This is a genomic window from Cryobacterium sp. Hh38, assembly GCF_004403235.1.
GTDB classification, from domain to species: Bacteria; Actinomycetota; Actinomycetes; order Actinomycetales; family Microbacteriaceae; genus Cryobacterium; species Cryobacterium levicorallinum.
This window is the reverse complement of record NZ_SOHD01000029.1, coordinates 15,386-31,296: the sequence shown is the minus strand read 5'-3', so window position 1 is coordinate 31,296 and position 15,911 is coordinate 15,386. Positions and strand designations below refer to the sequence as shown.

Sequence of the window (15,911 nt, the reverse complement as noted above, 5' to 3'; positions counted from 1 at the left end):
CCTGCACCCGCCGGCTACGCGAACCATCGGCGTTCCTCCGGCAGCCGGCCGAGCGCGAGCATGACCCGGTAGGCCACGATTGACAGGGCCAGGCCGCTCGCGATCACGGCGACGCCAGCCGGCGAGTTGTAGGCGACGGCAGCCTCCGGGCGGGACGCGAGCAGCACCAGGATAATCCACGGTGCGGCCACCCCCAGTCGGGCCGCATTGACGACCCAGGACTGCCGCGCCTCAACTTCGAGCCGTACCGCGGCATCCTGTCGTAGCCAGGCTGCGAGGCTGCGCAGCACCACGGTGAGGTCGCTTCCACCCACTTCCCGGGCCATGCGCAGGGTTTCCAGGATGCGATCGGCGACCGGATCGGCGAGGGAGCGTTTGAGTTCGTCGACGCAGTAGCTGAAATTGCCGGTGGCCCGGTACTCCCGCTCGAACTGGGCAAACGCCGTGCGGGTGGCCACCGGTCCGGCCTGAGCGAGGCTACTCACGCTGTCGGGCAGGGCCAGCCCGGAACGCAGTGCCGACACGAGATGATCGACGACATCGGGCCAGACCGTGCGATTGGCCCGGCGCCGGGCCGCGGCCCGCCACGAGACGATCAGCCACGGCAGCAGCACTCCGACCAGTCCGGCGACGGCGCTCAGGGCCTGTACGGCGAACAGGCCCTGCATCAGGGCAGCGGATGCCACACCCACGATCGTCGACACCGCCAGGAACGCCGACACCGGCACCGACCGCAGCCCGCCCTGAACCAGGCGCACCCGCATCCGCTCCCCGGCGCCCGCCCGGCCTCCCGCGGATACAGCGCCGGCCGGCCAGAGACACGGCGCCAGCAGCAGCACGAGCCCACTCCCGAGCAGGCACCCCAGCACGAGAGTCATGCGGCACCCTGCCGCAACACCAGTGCCGGGTCGACGCCGGCGGCACGAAATTTGGCGAGCTTGGTGGGATGCGAGCCGGTCGGCTCGAGGTGCCCGTGCGGGGACAGAAACAGGGGGCTCGCCTCGATCGTCGAGCCGGCCAGTTGGCCGCTCGGCGCAATGATCTCGGTGACCCGGCGACGGCCGTGCCGATCAATCTCGCAGTGCACCACGATGTCGATGCAGCCGGCCACCGTCGGCAGCACGAACGACGAGTCGATGTTGCGGCCGGCCAGCAGCGGCAGGGTGGAGAGCTTGGCCAGCGCGTCCCTGGCACTGTTGGCATGAATCGAGCACATTCCGGGGAGCCCGCTATTAAGGGCGATCAGCAGGTCGAGGCTTTCAGCCTCGCGCACCTCACCGACCACTAGCCGGTCGGGCCGCATGCGCAGGGATTCCTTGATCAGGCGGCGCAGGGTGATTTCGCCGGTGCCCTCGAGGCTGGGCTGCCGGCACTGCATCGCGACGACGTCTCGGGCCGACAGATCGAGTTCGAAGGTCTCCTCGACGGTCACGATGCGCTCACCCGGCCGCGTCGACGAGAGCAAGGCGTTCAGCATCGTGGTCTTGCCGGTCTGGGTGGCGCCGGAGACCAGAATATTCTGGCCGCCGAGCACGCAGATCCGCAGAAAATCGGCGGCCTGCTGGGTGAGTGAGCCGAGCCCGACGAGCTGGTTCAGATCGCGAATACGCCGGGTGAACTTGCGGATGTTCACCGCCCAATATTTTCGCGTTATATCTGGGATCACGACGTGAAGTCGGGAACCGTCCGGTAGCGAGGCGTCGACGAACGGCGACGAGAGGTCGACTCGGCGACCGGAGGCCTGCAGCATCCGCTCAACGAGGTCGCGCACGTCCTGCTCGCCGAGCAGCAGCGTGGTCAGCTCTGGGACCCCGTCGCGGGCGACGAATACCCGGGCCGGGCCATTGATCCAAATCTCTTCGATCTCCGGATCATCCAGAAACGGCTGCAAGACGCCGAAACCGGTCAGCGCGGCCACAACCTCGCGGGCGGCCTGGTGCTCGTCGGCGATCATCGGCGCGAGCCCGCTGAGCGCCCGCTCGCTGTACCGGCGCAGTTCGTCGCGCACGTACTGCTCGACCAGCGCGTTATTGGCCGCCAGGTCGACGCCCTCGCGGCGCACCCGCGATCGCACTTGCTCTGTGATGATACGAACGGCTTCGGTCATCCCCGTATAATGGCCTCATTTGCCGTTCTGCGTATAAGTTATCCACAGGGCTTGTTTTTAGGTGCCCCGAGCCCCAAAAATGGTTGCAACGGATGCCGGGCATCCGTTGCGATTATCAGCGATCGACCCAGCGTCAGCGCGCTGACCAGCCGCCGTCCATCGTGTAGCTCGACCCGGTGACCATGGCAGCATCGTCGGAGGCGAGCCAGGCCACGAGCGACCCGACCTCGGCTGGTTCAACCAGTCGTTTGATCGCGCTCTCGGTGAGCATGATCTTGCTGAGCACCTCGGCCTCCGGAATACCGTGCACCAGAGCCTGGTCGGTGATCTGCTTCTCGACCAGGGGGGTGCGCACGTAACCGGGGGCCACGCAGTTGCTCGTCACTCCGTGCGCCCCGCCCTCGAGGGCGGTCACCTTGGACAGGCCTTCAAGCCCGTGCTTGGCCGAGACATAGGCACTCTTGAACGGCGAGGCACGAATGCCGTGCACCGAGGACACGTTGATGATGCGCCCAAAGTTCGCCGCGTACATCTGCGGCAGTACGGCCCGAATCAACAGGAACGGGGCCTCCAGCATAAGCGTGAGAATGTTGTGAAAATCGGCCGGATTGAAGTCCTGGATCGGATTGATCCGCTGAATTCCCGCGTTATTGACCAGAATGTCGACGCCGTCGAGAGCAGTGGCAAGAGCGTTATCGGTGAGGGCCTCGGTGGCCATCAGGTTGACGGTCCAGATTGATCCACCGACCTCCTCGGCCAGGGCGGTCGCCTCCGCTGTGTCGATGTCGGCGACGACGACGTGCGCGCCCCGAGCGGCGAGCGTTCGAACGACGGCCGCGCCGATTCCGCTCGCCCCGCCGGTGACGAAGGCGCGACGACCGGCGAGGGGCTGGCTCAGGGTTCGAACGGAGACGCTGCTGGCAAGGAAGGTGTTGGCGCTGACGGCGTCGGTGAGATCAGTCATTTGGTTCCTTTTGGTTGCGCGATCGCTGCAGGGTGGGTCGGTCTGAGGCGGGGCACCCACGGCGCCCCACCTCAGACGATCGAATGAGTTGAGCCGGTCAGTTGCCGGAGGAGGCGGGCTCGAGCCCATGCTTGCGGGCGTCGACCGCGTCGACCTCGCGCAGCGATGCCCCCTTGGTCTCCTTCAGGGTGACGACGGCGACCACGGTGATCGCGCAGGCGATCATGATGTAGATCGCGACGGGAACCCACGTGTTGTACTGCTGCAGCAGCGCGGCGGCAATGATCGGCGCCATCGACCCGGCCAGAATCGACGTGACCTGGTAGCCGAGTGATACCCCGGAGTAGCGCATCCGAGTCGGGAACATTTCGCTCATGATCGCGGGCTGACCGGCATACATCAGGGCGTGGAAGCAGAGCCCGACCGTGACGGCGAGAATGATGAGCACCGGGTTCAGCGTGTCGAACATGGGGAAGGCGAAGAATGCCCAGCTGGCACCTAGCACGGCACCGGCGAGGTAGACGGGCTTACGGCCGAGGCGGTCCGAAAGGCGGCCGACCTGCGGAATCACGATGAAGTGCACGACGTGGGCGATCAGCAGGGCGATCAGCAGCTGGCCCGTGTCGTACTCGTGCACCGTCTTCAAATAGACGATCGAGAAACTCACGATGATGTAGTACAGGATGTTTTCGGCGAAGCGCAGACCCATGGCTCCGAGGATTCCCTTGGGGTACTTCTTCACGACCTCGAGCACGCCATAGTTGACGGCCTTCTCGGCCTCAACCTGGGCACGGGCCTCGAGAAAGATCGGGGCTTCGCTGACGTGGGTGCGAATGTAGTAGCCGATCACGACGATGATCGCGGAGAGCCAGAACGCCACACGCCAGCCCCAGCTGAGGAACTGCTCGGGCGGAAGGAGCCAGGTCATGGTCAGCAGCACGAGGGTGGCGAGCAGGTTGCCCACCGGAACGGCGGCCTGCGGCCAGCTTGACCAGAAGCCACGCGACGCGTTCGGGCTGTGCTCGGCGACGAGCAGAACGGCGCCGCCCCACTCGCCACCGACGGCGAAGCCCTGGATGAAGCGGAGGGCCACGAGCAGCGCGGGGGCCCAGTAGCCGATGGTGTCGAAGCCGGGCAGGCAGCCCATGAGGAAGGTGGCGGCACCAACCATGATGATCGTCACCTGCAGGGTGTGCTTGCGACCGAGTTTGTCACCGATCTGGCCGAACACGATGCCGCCCAAAGGCCGCGCAATGAACCCGACGGCGTAGGTGAGGAAGGCGGCGATAATGCCGTCCAGCTCACTGCCGGCGTTCGGGAAGAAGACCGTGCCGAAGACCAGGCTCGCGGCCGTGGCATAGAGAAAGAACTCATACCATTCCACGACCGTGCCCACCATCGACGCGGCGACGATCTTCTTGAGGCCGGACTTTTCAGTTTCGCTGCCGGCGGTTGGCGTGGTCTTACCGGAATCGGCAGCCCCAACGCGTTGATTGACACTCATTGTCTGTCTCCTTTGTGTCGTCAATGACACGTGCTGTGCGGTGAGAAGTGCGCGGAAGATTTCGGCCGCCTGGCTGAAGCACGACCTGACTGAGTATTCCCGCAGGACGGCCGGGCAACAAGAGTCAAAATGACAGAGCGCGTGTGCATAATTGCAGATATGACCTTTGAACCGGCTGGTACCGACCCACACCCCGATGATCTGCTGATCTTTCTGGCCGTTGCCCGCACCGGGCGTTTCACGACCGCCGCCGAGGGCCTGGGCCTCAACCACACCACGGTGTCCCGGCGGATCGCCGCTCTGGAGAAGGCGCTCGACGGTCGTCTGTTGGCCCGCGCTGTCGGCGGCTGGGAGTTGACCGAGCTCGGACACCGAGCCCTGACTGCGGCCGAAGGCGTCGAATCGGCGCTCACCCTGCTGCGCAGCTCCGCGACAGATTCCCCGCAGCTGTCCGGAGTGGTGCGCATGTCGGCCACCGACGGGTTTAGCGCCTACATCGCCGCCCCGGCCGTGGCAGCGCTACAGCGACGGCATCCGCTGCTGCGAGTTGAAATCGTCACCGTGACACGTCGCGCCCTGCAGCACCGCTCCGGCCTGGATATCGAGGTCGTGGTCGGTGAGCCGCAGGTGCACCGGGCCGAATCGATCCTGCTCGGCTATTACCACCTCGGTATGTACGCCTCCCGGCCGTACCTGGCCGAACACGGCACTCCGACGACGGTGGAGGAGCTGACGCAGCATCCGCTCGTCTATTTTGTGGATTCGATGCTGCAGGTCGACGATCTCGACGCGCCCAGGCGGCTGGTACCGCAGATGCGGGAGTCGCTCAGCTCGACGAACGTCTTCGTGCATGTCGAGGGCACCAGGGCCGGCGCTGGAATCGGCTTCCTGCCGTGTTTCATGGCCGATCAGCACGCTGATCTGGTACGGGTGCTGCCGCAAAGTTTTCAGGAGCGACTGCCGTACTGGATGGTATTGCGCACCGAATCGCTGCGGCTGCCCGCCGTGGCGGCACTGGTGGGCGCCCTGCGTGCCCAGATGGAATCGTATGCCGCGGCGTTGCTTGGTCATCACGACGGCCAGCGAGATCCTGCCGCGCAACTGGCCGTCTAGACTAGGAGCACACCGGCGGGAGTGGTGGAATTGGCAGACACGCAGGATTTAGGTTCCTGTGCTTTCGAGCGTGGGGGTTCAAGTCCCCTCTCCCGCACACGGTCATCGGGCGTCACCTCCCCCTAATGCCGGGGCGGAGCGGCCGGGCAATTTCCCACGATTGCGCGATACTCTGGGCTCGTTATCCGCTGCACTCACCCGATAAATGCCCGCCGCCAACTGGAGTTCCCTGCATGAATCCCACCGCACTGATTCCCTGGCTCGACCCGACCCAGATCATCGAATCGGCCGGTCCGTGGGCGCTGCTCGTCGTCTGTGCCATCGTCTTCGCCGAGACCGGATTGCTCGTCGGATTTCTCCTCCCCGGGGACACGCTGTTGATCATCACCGGCCTACTCGCGTTCCCCGCAGCCGGCGTGATTCAGATCGACATCTGGTGGGTCGCACTGGCCATCGGCTTTGCGGCATTTCTCGGCGGCGAGGTCGGCTACCTCATCGGTCATAAGTTCGGCCCGCGCGTCTTCGAACGCAAGGAATCCGGCCTGTTCAGCATTAAAAACGTCGACCGCACCAATGCATTCTTCGTGCGTTTCGGCGGCGTCGCCGTCATCGTGGCCCGGTTTGTGCCGATCGTGCGTACCTTTGCCCCGGTCGCCGCCGGTGTCGGCCACATGGACTACCGCAAGTACACCCTGTACAACCTGATCGGTGCCCTGCTCTGGGGAACCGGGCTGACCCTTGCAGGCTATTTTCTCGGCTACATTCCGCCGGTCGCTGACTTCGTGACGGCCTACATCGACCTGATCCTAATCGGTGCCGTCGTGATCACCCTGATCCCGACGGTGTACCACTACGTGCAGTCGGTCGTGAAGGCCCGTCGCCTGCGCGATCGGCCCAGCGAAGCCACCGGCAGCCACCTGCTCGACCCCGACACGTTCAAGACGAACCACTCCGGCCGGCACGAGGTCTGATCAGCTGCTTCTGATCAACTGGTTCTGATCAGCTCAGCGGTGCTGCTGGTCTTCGTGCTCGGCGTGCTCGGACGGTTCCAGCTGAAAGGTGGAGTGGGCGACGTCGAAATGCTTCGCCAGGCACCCCGACAGCTCGTCGAGCAGGGTGCCCGTGCCGGCAGCGAGCACCGTCGGTTCGACGACGACGTGGGCGGTGAACACGTGCGCGCCGCTCGTAATGGCCCAAACGTGCACGTCGTGCACGGCGACGACACCAGTGGTACCGAGCAGGTGGCGCCGAATCTCGGACACGTCCGTGTCGGCCGGTGTTGACTGACTGAACACCCGCACGACGTCCCGCAGCAAGAAGTAAGCGCGCGGCACGATCATTCCGGCGATGACCAGCGAAGCGACAGCATCCGCCCCCGCAAAACCGGTCAAGAGGATGACGATGGCCGCGACGATCACAGCTACCGACCCGAGAGCGTCACCGAGCACCTCGAGGTAGGCGCCACGCATGTTGATCGACCCGGCGGCGGCCGGACGCAGCAGCACCATAGCCGCCACGTTCGCGGCGAGACCGATGATCGCAACGACGAGCATCGGAGTGCCGAGCACCTCCGTGTCGCTCGGGCGCACCAGCCGCAGCACCGCCGCGACGGAGACGACACCGGCCACCACGAGCAGGATCAGACCATTGATGAGCGCGCCGAATACCTCAGCGCGCTGAAAGCCGAAGGTGGCCCGGTCCGTGGCTGGCCTTGCCGCGACCAGGGTGGCGGTCAACGCGACGATGAGCCCGAACAGGTCGGAGAGCATGTGCCCGGCGTCGGCCAACAGGGCGAGCGAGCCGGTCAGCCAGGCTCCCAGTACCTCGAGCACCAGAACGGAACCCACGATGCCGATGGCGATCGACAAACGCCTCCGATTCGATCCGGTGCCGTGCGCGTGATCGTGGCCCATGGCACAAGGTTAGGGCCGTGGTGGGCTGCTCGCCAGCCGCCCGGCGAGTTGGCAGTGAATCAGCTGCCGAGCACCTCGCGCAGTACCGGAACGAGACCCTCGAAGGCGATCGCCCGATGGCTAACCTGGTTTTTCACGTGCCCCGAGAGTTCGGCGGCCGAGATGGCATAGCCCTCCGGCAGAAAGATCGGGTCGTACCCGAATCCATTCTCGCCGGCCGGTTCGAACAGAAGCTGCCCCGGCCATTCGCCGGTCACGGCACGTTCGGTGCCGTCGGGCAGCGCGAGGGCTGCCACGCAGGTGAAGTGCGCGTCGCGGTGCTGCTCGGGAACGTCGCTGAGCTGCCAGAGCAACAGGCGCAGATTCTCGCCAGCATCTTTGGCCGGGCCAGACCAGCGCGCAGAAAAGATGCCGGGCGCTCCGCCGAGAATATCGACACAGATGCCGGAATCGTCGGCAATGGCCGGCAGCCCGGTGTGCGCCGCGGCAGCACGGGCCTTGATCAGGGCGTTCTCGGTGAAACTGACGCCGTCTTCGACCGGCTCGGGGCCGTCGTAGGCGAGCACCTCAACGCCCGGAAGCTGTGGGGCCAGGATGCGCCGCAGCTCTTCAACCTTGTGGGCGTTGTGCGTGGCGAGAACGATCTGCACGTGTCAGTTCCCCAGCGCGCTGGTCTGAAACTCGGTCAGGGTGACGGCGCCCTTCAGCGCCAGATCGAGCAACGTGTCGAGTTCACTGCGGTCAAACGGTGCCGCCTCGGCGGTGCCCTGCACCTCGACGAATTTGCCCCGACCGGTCACGACCACGTTCATGTCGGTGTCGGCTCGCACGTCTTCGGTGTAGGCCAGATCGAGCATGGGGACACCACCGATGATGCCAACTGACACGGCCGAGACGCTGTCGATGAGCGGCTGCGCCTTCTGCGAGATGAACTTCTTGCTGCGACCCCACTCAAGCGCGTCAGCGAGGGCCACGTAGGCGCCCGTGATGGCCGCGGTGCGGGTGCCGCCGTCGGCCTGCAGCACGTCACAGTCGAGCACCAGGGTGTTCTCGCCCAGCGCCTTCATATCGACGACAGCGCGCAGGCTGCGGCCGATCAAGCGGCTGATCTCGTGGGTGCGGCCGCCGATCTTGCCCTTAACCGATTCGCGGTCCATGCGGCTGTTGGTCGAGCGGGGCAGCATCGAGTATTCGGCAGTGACCCAGCCCTTGCCCTTGCCGCTCATCCAGCGCGGAACGCCATTGGTGAACGATGCCGTGCAGAGCACCTTGGTGCGCCCGTAGGAGATCAGTGCCGATCCTTCGGCCTGGTCGCTCCAGCCGCGCTCGATCGTGATCGGGCGCAGTTCGTCGTTGGTGCGCCCGTCGGCGCGCAGGGTTTCGGTCACGGTGTACTCCTAGTGGTTCGGGTTCAAGACGGAAAAGGGTGGCGATGCGAGTGCGCTCAGATTGATCGCGCCGGTTTCGATCAGTTCGACCCGGTTGATTTCGGGGCCGATCAGGCGATGAGCGAGGGCCAGAAAATCCTCGGCGCTGTCACCGGTGGCCTCGTAGCGATAGGTCGGCGGACTCGTGCGGCCACGTTCGAGCCCCTGGCTGACCAGCACCCGGTAGACGTCGTTGGCGGTTTCGGTGTCGCTGGAGACCAGAGTCACGCCCTCCCCCATGACATATGAGATCGCGCCGCGCAGGAACGGATAGTGGGTACAGCCGAGCACCAGGGTGTCGACCTCGGCCGCGCGCAGCGGTGCGAGGTATTCCTCGGCGACGGCGAGCAGCTCGGCGCCGGTCGTGACACCGGCCTCGACGAACTCCACAAAACGGGGACAAGCCTGGCTGAACAGGGAGATTTGGGGCGCCGCAGCAAAGGCATCGTTGTAGGCGCGGGAGTTGACGGTGCCGACCGTTCCGATCACCCCGACCCGCTGGTTACGCGTGGTCACGACCGCACGCCGAACTGCGGGCTGGATGACTTCAATCACCGGAACGCTGTAGCGTTCGCGGGCATCGCGCAGCATGGCCGCCGACGCCGTGTTGCAGGCAATGACGAGCAGTTTCACGTCCTGGGCGACGAGGTCATCGAGCACGTCGAGTGCGAAACCGCGCACATCGGCGATCTTCTTCGAGCCGTAGGGCGAGTGCGCCGTATCGCCGATATAAAGGATGGATTCGTTCGGTAACTGGTCCTTGATCGCCCGGGCGACGGTCAGGCCGCCCACTCCGGAATCGAAAATACCAATCGGCGCATCCGTCACAAAGATCAAGCCTAGCCCGACCGAGCGGATAAGCTGTGCCGGGTGACCCCGTCCCCCACTTTCCCCGTTCCCGCAGATGGCGACCCGGCCGCCCGCACGCCGGCACTGCACTCACCGGCACTGCGAACCGACCGCTACGAACTCACGATGGTCGACGCCGCAATCCAAAGTGGGACCGCCGATCGCGAGTGCATGTTCGAGGCCTTCGCCCGGCGCCTGCCGGCGGGCCGCCGCTATGGCATCGTCGCCGGCACCGGCCGACTGCTGGACCTGATTCGGCAGTTTCGCTTCGAAACCGAAGAACTGACCTGGCTGGAGCAGAACGGGGTCGTGCGCACGCCCACCCTCGACTATCTCGCCAATTACTCCTTCAGCGGCAACATCTGGGGCTATCAGGAAGGGGAAGCCTACTTTCCCGGGTCGCCGCTTCTGCTGGTGGAAAGCACCTTCGCCGAGGGCGTCATTCTGGAGACACTCATTTTGAGCGTGCTCAACTACGACATCGCGGTCGCGAGCGCGGCCGCGCGCATGGTCTCGGTCAGCCTCGGCCGCCCGATCGCCGAAATGGGCTCACGCCGCACCAATGAGCATTCGGCGGTCGCTGCCGCCCGCGCCGCATTCATCGCCGGCTTCGCCTCGACCAGCAACCTCGAAGCCGGCCGCCAGTGGGGCCTGCCAACGATGGGCACCGCCGCGCACTCATTTATTTTGCTGCACGACAGCGAAGAAGAAGCATTCCAGGCGCAAGTGGATGCCTTCGGTGCGGCTACGACGCTGCTCGTGGACACCTACGACGTGCCCGCCGGCATCGCCCGGGCGGTCAAGGTCGCTGGCCCCGACCTCGGTTCAATCCGCATCGACTCCGGGGATCTACCCACCGTCGTGGCCGCCGCGCGCGCCCAGCTTGACGCGCTCGGCGCGGTCAACACGAAGATCACGGTCACGAGCGATCTCGACGAGTTCGCCATCGCTGCCTTGTCGGCCAGCCCGGTCGACGCCTTTGGCGTCGGTACCTCGGTGGTCACCGGTTCTGGCGAGCCGGCCGCCGGCCTGGTCTACAAGCTCGTCGCACACAAGGGACACGGCGATGACTGGATTTCCGTTGCCAAGACCTCAACCGCGAAACTCTCCATCGGTGGACGCAAGAGCGCACTGCGCCGAGTGGATGGCGCCGGTATCGCGCAGGAAGAAATCGTCGTGCTCGACCATGGGCCCGCTGCCCAGTTCGATTCCCGCAGCGGACTGGAACGAACACTCCTCGTGCCCCTCATCGAAGGCGGCACTGTCGACAATCGCTACCTGGGATCTGCCGGGACCCTGCGCGCTCGCGCGCATAATGCATCCGTTATGCAGGAATTGCCGATTGAAGCGTTTCGGCTCGGGCGCGGCGAGGCTGTTATTCCGACCTCGTACCGCTAGCTGCGGCCGGACTACCTGCTACTTGGCCTTCATCTTTTCGTAGATGGCCTTGCAGGTCGGGCAGACCGGAAACTTCTCCGGGTCGCGCCCCGGCAACCACTTCTTGCCGCACAGCGCCTTGACCGGCTTGCCGGAAATGGCCGACTCCATGATTTTGTCTTTCGGGACGTAGTGCGAAAACCGTTCGTGGTCGCCCGGTTCAAGCTGCTCCTGCTTGATGAGTTCTTCAAGCTCACGGTCGAGGGTGGACGTTCCGCCGCCGGGCTGGCCGGGTTCTGCAATGCTCGCGCGAAATTCAGTCATGGCACCAGTCTAAGCAATCTCGGGCCGGCTGGGCTGGCACGGGGTGATCAGGTAGGTGGTGATCAGGCGCGCTGCGCGGAGGCGAGCATCTCGGGTCCACGTCGTTCGAAGGTGCGCGAGCCGAGCCAGATTCCGACGATCACGGCGAGCAGACCGAGCCCGATTCCAGCTCCCAGGCTACGCAGATGCCAGACCGGATCCTCGGTAATTCCCAGGTACGCGAACAGGAGCGCGGGCAGCGCGAGAACGATCGAGCCGGTGAAGGTCAACGATTGCACCAGAGCCGCTGCCGTGTCGGAGGCCTGCGGCTGCGCAAACGGGCTGTCGCCGGGTTTCGTGACCGGGTACGGAAACCTCGTCGAGGTGTAGCTCGAAAAACCCAGACCGGCCAGAAGGATGCAGGTGCTCACTCCCAGCATGGATGGCAGCACCGTCCAGTCTCCGTAGAACCAGATACTGATGGCCGACCCCATGCCGATAACGGGGATGGCCATGACCAATGCGGGAACGAGCCGACCGATGCGGTCGGCTACCCCGCGCGTACCGGAGGCAACGTGCAGCCAGATGGCCGTGCTGTCGTAGGCGACGTCGTTGTGCATAGTCCAGCCGAGGAAGACGCACATGAGCGGAACCGGGACCAAGGCGAGGTAGTGCAAGGGCACACCGGCGATAATGAGTGGCAGGACCGCGATAATCGGAACGATCGGGATCATGATGAGCGATACCCAGTAGCGCGAGTCACGGGCCCAGTAAGTGAAGGTGCGCGCCGCGATGGCGCCGACGGCGTTGTGCGGCATGCGGTCGAACCAGCCCAGCCCAGAATACTGCTTCGCTGCCGCTTCGCGACCAGGCGACACGAGCATACGCGCCACGACCAGCTGCCAGATCAACCACAGGGTGTAGACCGACGCTGCAGCGATCACGAGCTTGAGAATGGCCGGGCCCCAGGCACCAGTGGAGGCGTCCCCGGGCACTGCCCAGGCTGCACCGAGCGGCGTCCAGCCCAGAATTGAGGCGAGTGTGCCGAGCAGGGTACGGCCGTGCCGGGCCCAGTCCGTGCTGATCAGCACCACGACCACCGGGGAAATCATGACCAGCACGACGACTCCGATGAGGCCGGTGAATTCTCGCGAACGCCGGGTGGAGAGCAGAAATGCTGCAAGGGATGCGCTCACTCGCGACAACAGAATGCAGGTGGCCAGGATGAGTCCGGCTGAGACGAGCGCGAGCAGCGTCTGGCCCACGCCACGCGACCAGGTAAACACCGTGCCGAGCAGAACAATGCTCAGCGTGACGGCCGGAACACCGATGAGAGCCGACCCTGCCAGGCCCAGCGACAGGGAACGATTCGGAATGCCCAGGAAGGCGAACTTGCGTGGGTCCATGCTGTCGTCGATTCCGGCGACGATCGGGATGAGCAGAAAGCCCAGCACCACCACCGATCCGGCCACGATGAGCGAATCACGAATCAGAACCGGGTCACCGACGAATCGCAGGGAGATCAGGGCGACGAGAAAAGTGATGGCAACGCCGAGCCCGTAGAGCAGGCCGACGAGCAGGCCGACGACCTGCCAGGGACTCCGGCGAAATAGGTTAGCGAGCAGCCGGAGTTTCAATCCGAAAAATTGTGCAACCATTCCATGCCCTCCGCCACCTTGCGCCCACCGGCGAGTTCAACGAACCGGTCTTCGAGCGTCTTCTGACCACGCACCTCGTCAACGGTGCCGGCAGCCAGGACCCGCCCCTGCACGATGATCGCGACGTGATCGCAGACCCGCTGAATCAGATCCATACCGTGGCTGGACAGCACGACGGTGCCACCGGCAGCAACATACTTCTGCAGAATTTCGGTGACGTTGACCGCGGAAACCGGGTCGACCGACTCGAAGGGTTCATCGAGCACGAGTACGCGGGGGGAATGGATCATGGCACAGGCCAGGGCGATCTTCTTGGTCATGCCGGCGGAGTAGTCGGCGACCAGCCGGTTGAGTGCGTCCTCGAGGCCGAACGCCGCGGCCAAATCCGCCGACCGGGTACGCACAGTGTCGTTGTCGAGCCCGCGGAGCGTGCCAGCGTAATAAAGCAGCTGCGCCCCGGTCAGCCGATCGAACAGCCGAAGCCGATCGGGCAGCACCCCGATGACGCGCTTGGCGTCGTTGGGTCGCTTCCAGACGTCGATTCCGTGCACGGTGACGGTTCCGGCTGCCGGCCGAAGCAGCCCGGTGATCATGGACAGTGTCGTGGTCTTGCCGGCACCGTTCGGTCCGACGATGCCATAGAATGACCCGGCACGAACAGTCAGGTTGAGGTCGGAAACCGCGATGGTCTGTCCGAAGCGTTTGATCAGGCCACGGGCCTCGATCACAATCGGGGCCGGCTTGGCCACGGATGCGAGCACGGACTTCGGTTGTGCCTTCAGGCTCGCCTTCGGTCCGGCCTTAGGGGCCGTTCTGGGTGCCGTTTTGGGCGCTGACTGGGGCGCCGTTTGAATCTCGGATTGAGCCTCGGTCTGTAGCTCTAGCTCGGCCGGAACCTCGGTCTGTGGCTCCAGCTCGGCTAGAACCTCGGTCTGGGGATCCGGCGCGGCCGGGTCTGTGGGCGCAGCGGTGCGGAGCCGGTCCTGGAGCGCATCACGCGTCGCATAGGGACGAGTCGTTTCGTCGGTCGCTCTGTTGGCGAGCGACGACGTCGTGGCCGCGGATGGTGCCGGAGCGGTCGTTGACGCGGGGATGGATGCCTTTCGAACCGCCGGCTTGCGCACGGTCGGTTTGCGTGCAGCCGGCTTGCGTGCGGCCGGCTTGGCCGGTGTGGCCGTTGTGTCAGAGGAGGTTGATGCGTTCGGTTCAGGCGCGGTCGATTTCTTAGCCGTGGCCGCAGCCGATGCCCCAGCGGCTGGCTTGCGTACAGCTGGCTTGCGTACAGCTGGTTTACGCGCAGCAGGTTTACGCACGGCAGGTTTACGCGCAGCCGGCTTCGGAACGGGAGGTTCCAGCGTGGCTGGTTCAACGAGAGCTGACTCAATTGCCGCCGGACCCGCGGCGTTGAGTTCCACGATCTTTCGTTCCACGGCGTTAGGCGCTTTCGATTCAGCGGAAGTGACAGTGACAGATTCGTCGTCAGGTTCGGAGTTAAGCGGCACAAAAGTCACTCAGCTAACCTACCAAGGACCACCGACCTGAGGGCGCGGAAGGCCGCTTGACAGCCATTTCAACCTGTGAGTACGCTCCATGCCGGGTCACGAAATGGACACGTGCTGCGCCGTTTCTGCCCGCGGAACGACCCGACGGGTTATGGTGAAGTTGACATAACGGTGTGTCTTTACGTGAACATGTAGGTGAATCCTAAGCAAACTCTTCGCAAGCGAGTGGGGTTTCAGGCGTAGCCCCAACCATTCTTGAGGAGATAATCGTGACGACACAGGCAGGTAAGACGCAGTCGGTCAAGACGCAGGTCGTTATTCTGGCCGCCGGCATGGGCAGCCGCCTCGGACGCTCTCTGCCGAAGCCGCTCACCGAACTTAACGATGGCCGCACCATCATGCAGCAGCAGTTCGACAACATCGCCCACGCCTTCGGCAATGCCGCCAAGGTCACCATCGTCGTCGGCTACAAGCTCGAGCACATCATCGAAGCGTTCCCACAGGCATCCTTCGTTTACAACGAAGAATACGACCAGACCAACACGTCGAAAAGCCTGCTGCGTGCCCTGCAGGCGTCGAAGTCGGGCGGCGTGCTCTGGATGAACGGTGATGTCGTCTTCGACCCGGCCATTCTCGACCGCGCGGCCGCCATGATGGCCCGCGACCAGTCCTTCGTCACCGTGAACACCGACAAGGTGTCCGATGAAGAGGTCAAGTACACGACGAGCGCCGAGGGCTATATCAAGGAGTTGTCCAAGACCGTCAAGGGCGGACTCGGCGAAGCCGTCGGCATCAACTACGTGTCGAGTGCCGACAAGGCGACACTGATCCGCCAACTGAGCAAGGTAGCCGACCAGGACTACTTCGAGCGCGGCATTGAGCTTGCGATCGAGCAGAACCGCATGCTGGTGGAGCCGGTGAACATTTCCGACTTCTACGCCGTCGAGGTGGATTTCGCCGAAGACCTCGAGCGCGCGAACTTGTTCGTCTAACCGACACCGAACGGCACGACGGAAAAACCCCATGCCGAGGCGCTGGGTTTTTCCGTCGTGCCGCAACGCGAGTCGCTGCGCCTCAGTTGAGGCGAACGAAACCGCGACCTGAGGCGGGTGGCCGGAGCGTGCGCGCCGGCCAAGATTCATCAATCGGGGGATTTAGGCCCAATGCTGTTCACTTAAGTTCTTGGTTTGAGTA

General features: G+C 64.6%; 15 protein-coding genes and 1 tRNA gene. 5 read left to right on the top strand and 11 right to left on the bottom strand.

Going from position 1 to position 15,911, the window contains the following annotated elements; translation table 11 throughout:
- Positions 1-14: 14 nt before the first annotated feature.
- The 4 genes from E3T41_RS10635 to E3T41_RS10620 all read right to left on the bottom strand — a co-directional run bounded on the left by E3T41_RS10635 (position 15) and on the right by E3T41_RS10620 (position 4,575).
- A complete protein-coding gene (locus E3T41_RS10635; RefSeq protein ID WP_134478516.1) occupies positions 15-878 on the bottom strand; it encodes a type II secretion system F family protein in 864 nt (287 codons plus the stop codon).
- On the bottom strand, positions 875-2,107 hold the full coding sequence (locus tag E3T41_RS10630) for a CpaF family protein (protein ID WP_134442692.1): 1,233 nt from the start codon (positions 2,105-2,107) through the stop codon (positions 875-877). Before E3T41_RS10630 ends, E3T41_RS10635 begins: the two co-directional genes overlap by 4 nt.
- Positions 2,108-2,240: 133 nt before the next feature.
- Positions 2,241-3,005 carry a 3-hydroxybutyrate dehydrogenase gene (locus tag E3T41_RS10625; RefSeq protein ID WP_092449456.1) on the bottom strand — a complete coding sequence of 255 codons (765 nt, stop codon included), beginning with the start codon at positions 3,003-3,005 and terminating at the stop codon, positions 2,241-2,243.
- A gap of 163 nt (positions 3,006-3,168) precedes the next feature.
- A complete protein-coding gene (locus tag E3T41_RS10620; RefSeq protein ID WP_092449371.1) occupies positions 3,169-4,575 on the bottom strand; it encodes an MFS transporter in 1,407 nt (468 codons plus the stop codon).
- Positions 4,576-4,734: 159 nt separating this feature from the next.
- Between E3T41_RS10620 and E3T41_RS10615 the strand changes: the two genes are divergently transcribed.
- The 3 genes from E3T41_RS10615 to E3T41_RS10605 all read left to right on the top strand — a co-directional run bounded on the left by E3T41_RS10615 (position 4,735) and on the right by E3T41_RS10605 (position 6,659).
- Positions 4,735-5,688 carry a LysR family transcriptional regulator gene (locus E3T41_RS10615; RefSeq protein WP_198415547.1) on the top strand — a complete coding sequence of 318 codons (954 nt, stop codon included), beginning with the start codon at positions 4,735-4,737 and terminating at the stop codon, positions 5,686-5,688.
- A 15-nt stretch (positions 5,689-5,703) separates the two neighbouring features.
- Positions 5,704-5,785, top strand: a tRNA-Leu gene (locus tag E3T41_RS10610).
- 136 nt (positions 5,786-5,921) lie between these two features.
- The gene (locus E3T41_RS10605) at positions 5,922-6,659 is read left to right on the top strand and encodes a DedA family protein (RefSeq protein WP_092449375.1); all 738 of its coding nucleotides are present in this window, start codon (positions 5,922-5,924) and stop codon (positions 6,657-6,659) included.
- A gap of 33 nt (positions 6,660-6,692) precedes the next feature.
- Here E3T41_RS10605 and E3T41_RS10600 read toward each other — a convergent pair whose 3' ends face one another.
- From E3T41_RS10600 to murI, 4 genes are read right to left on the bottom strand one after another with little or no spacing between them, the layout of a single operon-like run.
- Positions 6,693-7,601, bottom strand: a complete 909-nt coding sequence (locus tag E3T41_RS10600; protein WP_104132667.1) for a cation diffusion facilitator family transporter — start codon at positions 7,599-7,601, stop codon at positions 6,693-6,695.
- Between the two features lie 59 nt (positions 7,602-7,660).
- Positions 7,661-8,251, bottom strand: a complete 591-nt coding sequence (gene rdgB / locus E3T41_RS10595; RefSeq protein WP_092449379.1) for an RdgB/HAM1 family non-canonical purine NTP pyrophosphatase — start codon at positions 8,249-8,251, stop codon at positions 7,661-7,663.
- A 3-nt stretch (positions 8,252-8,254) separates the two neighbouring features.
- The gene (gene rph, locus E3T41_RS10590) at positions 8,255-8,989 is read right to left on the bottom strand and encodes a ribonuclease PH (protein ID WP_104132668.1); all 735 of its coding nucleotides are present in this window, start codon (positions 8,987-8,989) and stop codon (positions 8,255-8,257) included.
- A gap of 9 nt (positions 8,990-8,998) precedes the next feature.
- Positions 8,999-9,856 carry a glutamate racemase gene (gene murI, locus E3T41_RS10585; RefSeq protein ID WP_104132669.1) on the bottom strand — a complete coding sequence of 286 codons (858 nt, stop codon included), beginning with the start codon at positions 9,854-9,856 and terminating at the stop codon, positions 8,999-9,001.
- Between the two features lie 147 nt (positions 9,857-10,003).
- Here murI and E3T41_RS10580 point away from each other — a divergent pair, with 147 nt between their 5' ends.
- Positions 10,004-11,275, top strand: a complete 1,272-nt coding sequence (locus tag E3T41_RS10580; RefSeq protein ID WP_233195346.1) for a nicotinate phosphoribosyltransferase — start codon at positions 10,004-10,006, stop codon at positions 11,273-11,275.
- A gap of 18 nt (positions 11,276-11,293) precedes the next feature.
- On the opposite strand, the gene E3T41_RS10575 is transcribed toward E3T41_RS10580, so the two are convergent.
- The 3 genes from E3T41_RS10575 to E3T41_RS10565 form a co-directional block, all read right to left on the bottom strand.
- Entirely contained in the window at positions 11,294-11,578 is a 285-nt protein-coding gene (locus E3T41_RS10575) for a DUF3039 domain-containing protein (protein WP_092449385.1), read from the bottom strand.
- 62 nt (positions 11,579-11,640) lie between these two features.
- Positions 11,641-13,215: a hypothetical protein gene (locus E3T41_RS10570; RefSeq protein WP_092449387.1), complete on the bottom strand. Its 1,575-nt coding sequence runs from the start codon at positions 13,213-13,215 to the stop codon at positions 11,641-11,643.
- Positions 13,191-14,129, bottom strand: coding sequence for an ABC transporter ATP-binding protein (locus E3T41_RS10565; protein ID WP_370257539.1), 939 nt, complete (start codon positions 14,127-14,129; stop codon positions 13,191-13,193). The genes E3T41_RS10570 and E3T41_RS10565 overlap by 25 nt, the downstream gene beginning before the upstream one ends.
- Before the next feature lie 857 nt (positions 14,130-14,986).
- On the opposite strand from E3T41_RS10565, the gene E3T41_RS10560 reads away from it, so the two are divergent.
- Complete coding sequence (locus E3T41_RS10560) at positions 14,987-15,709, top strand: phosphocholine cytidylyltransferase family protein (protein ID WP_255411851.1); 723 nt, start codon at positions 14,987-14,989, stop codon at positions 15,707-15,709.
- Positions 15,710-15,911: the final 202 nt, after the last annotated feature.

Coding starts and splice junctions, on each gene's coding strand:
- E3T41_RS10635 (WP_134478516.1), bottom strand. CDS start 878: ATGACTCTCGTGCTGGGGTGCCTGCTCGGGAGTGGGCTCGTGCTGCTG.
- E3T41_RS10630 (WP_134442692.1), bottom strand. CDS start 2,107: ATGACCGAAGCCGTTCGTATCATCACAGAGCAAGTGCGATCGCGGGTG.
- E3T41_RS10570 (WP_092449387.1), bottom strand. CDS start 13,215: ATGGTTGCACAATTTTTCGGATTGAAACTCCGGCTGCTCGCTAACCTA.
- E3T41_RS10600 (WP_104132667.1), bottom strand. CDS start 7,601: ATGGGCCACGATCACGCGCACGGCACCGGATCGAATCGGAGGCGTTTG.
- E3T41_RS10575 (WP_092449385.1), bottom strand. CDS start 11,578: ATGACTGAATTTCGCGCGAGCATTGCAGAACCCGGCCAGCCCGGCGGC.
- E3T41_RS10620 (WP_092449371.1), bottom strand. CDS start 4,575: ATGAGTGTCAATCAACGCGTTGGGGCTGCCGATTCCGGTAAGACCACG.
- E3T41_RS10580 (WP_233195346.1), top strand. CDS start 10,004: ATGGTCGACGCCGCAATCCAAAGTGGGACCGCCGATCGCGAGTGCATG.
- E3T41_RS10615 (WP_198415547.1), top strand. CDS start 4,735: ATGACCTTTGAACCGGCTGGTACCGACCCACACCCCGATGATCTGCTG.
- E3T41_RS10605 (WP_092449375.1), top strand. CDS start 5,922: ATGAATCCCACCGCACTGATTCCCTGGCTCGACCCGACCCAGATCATC.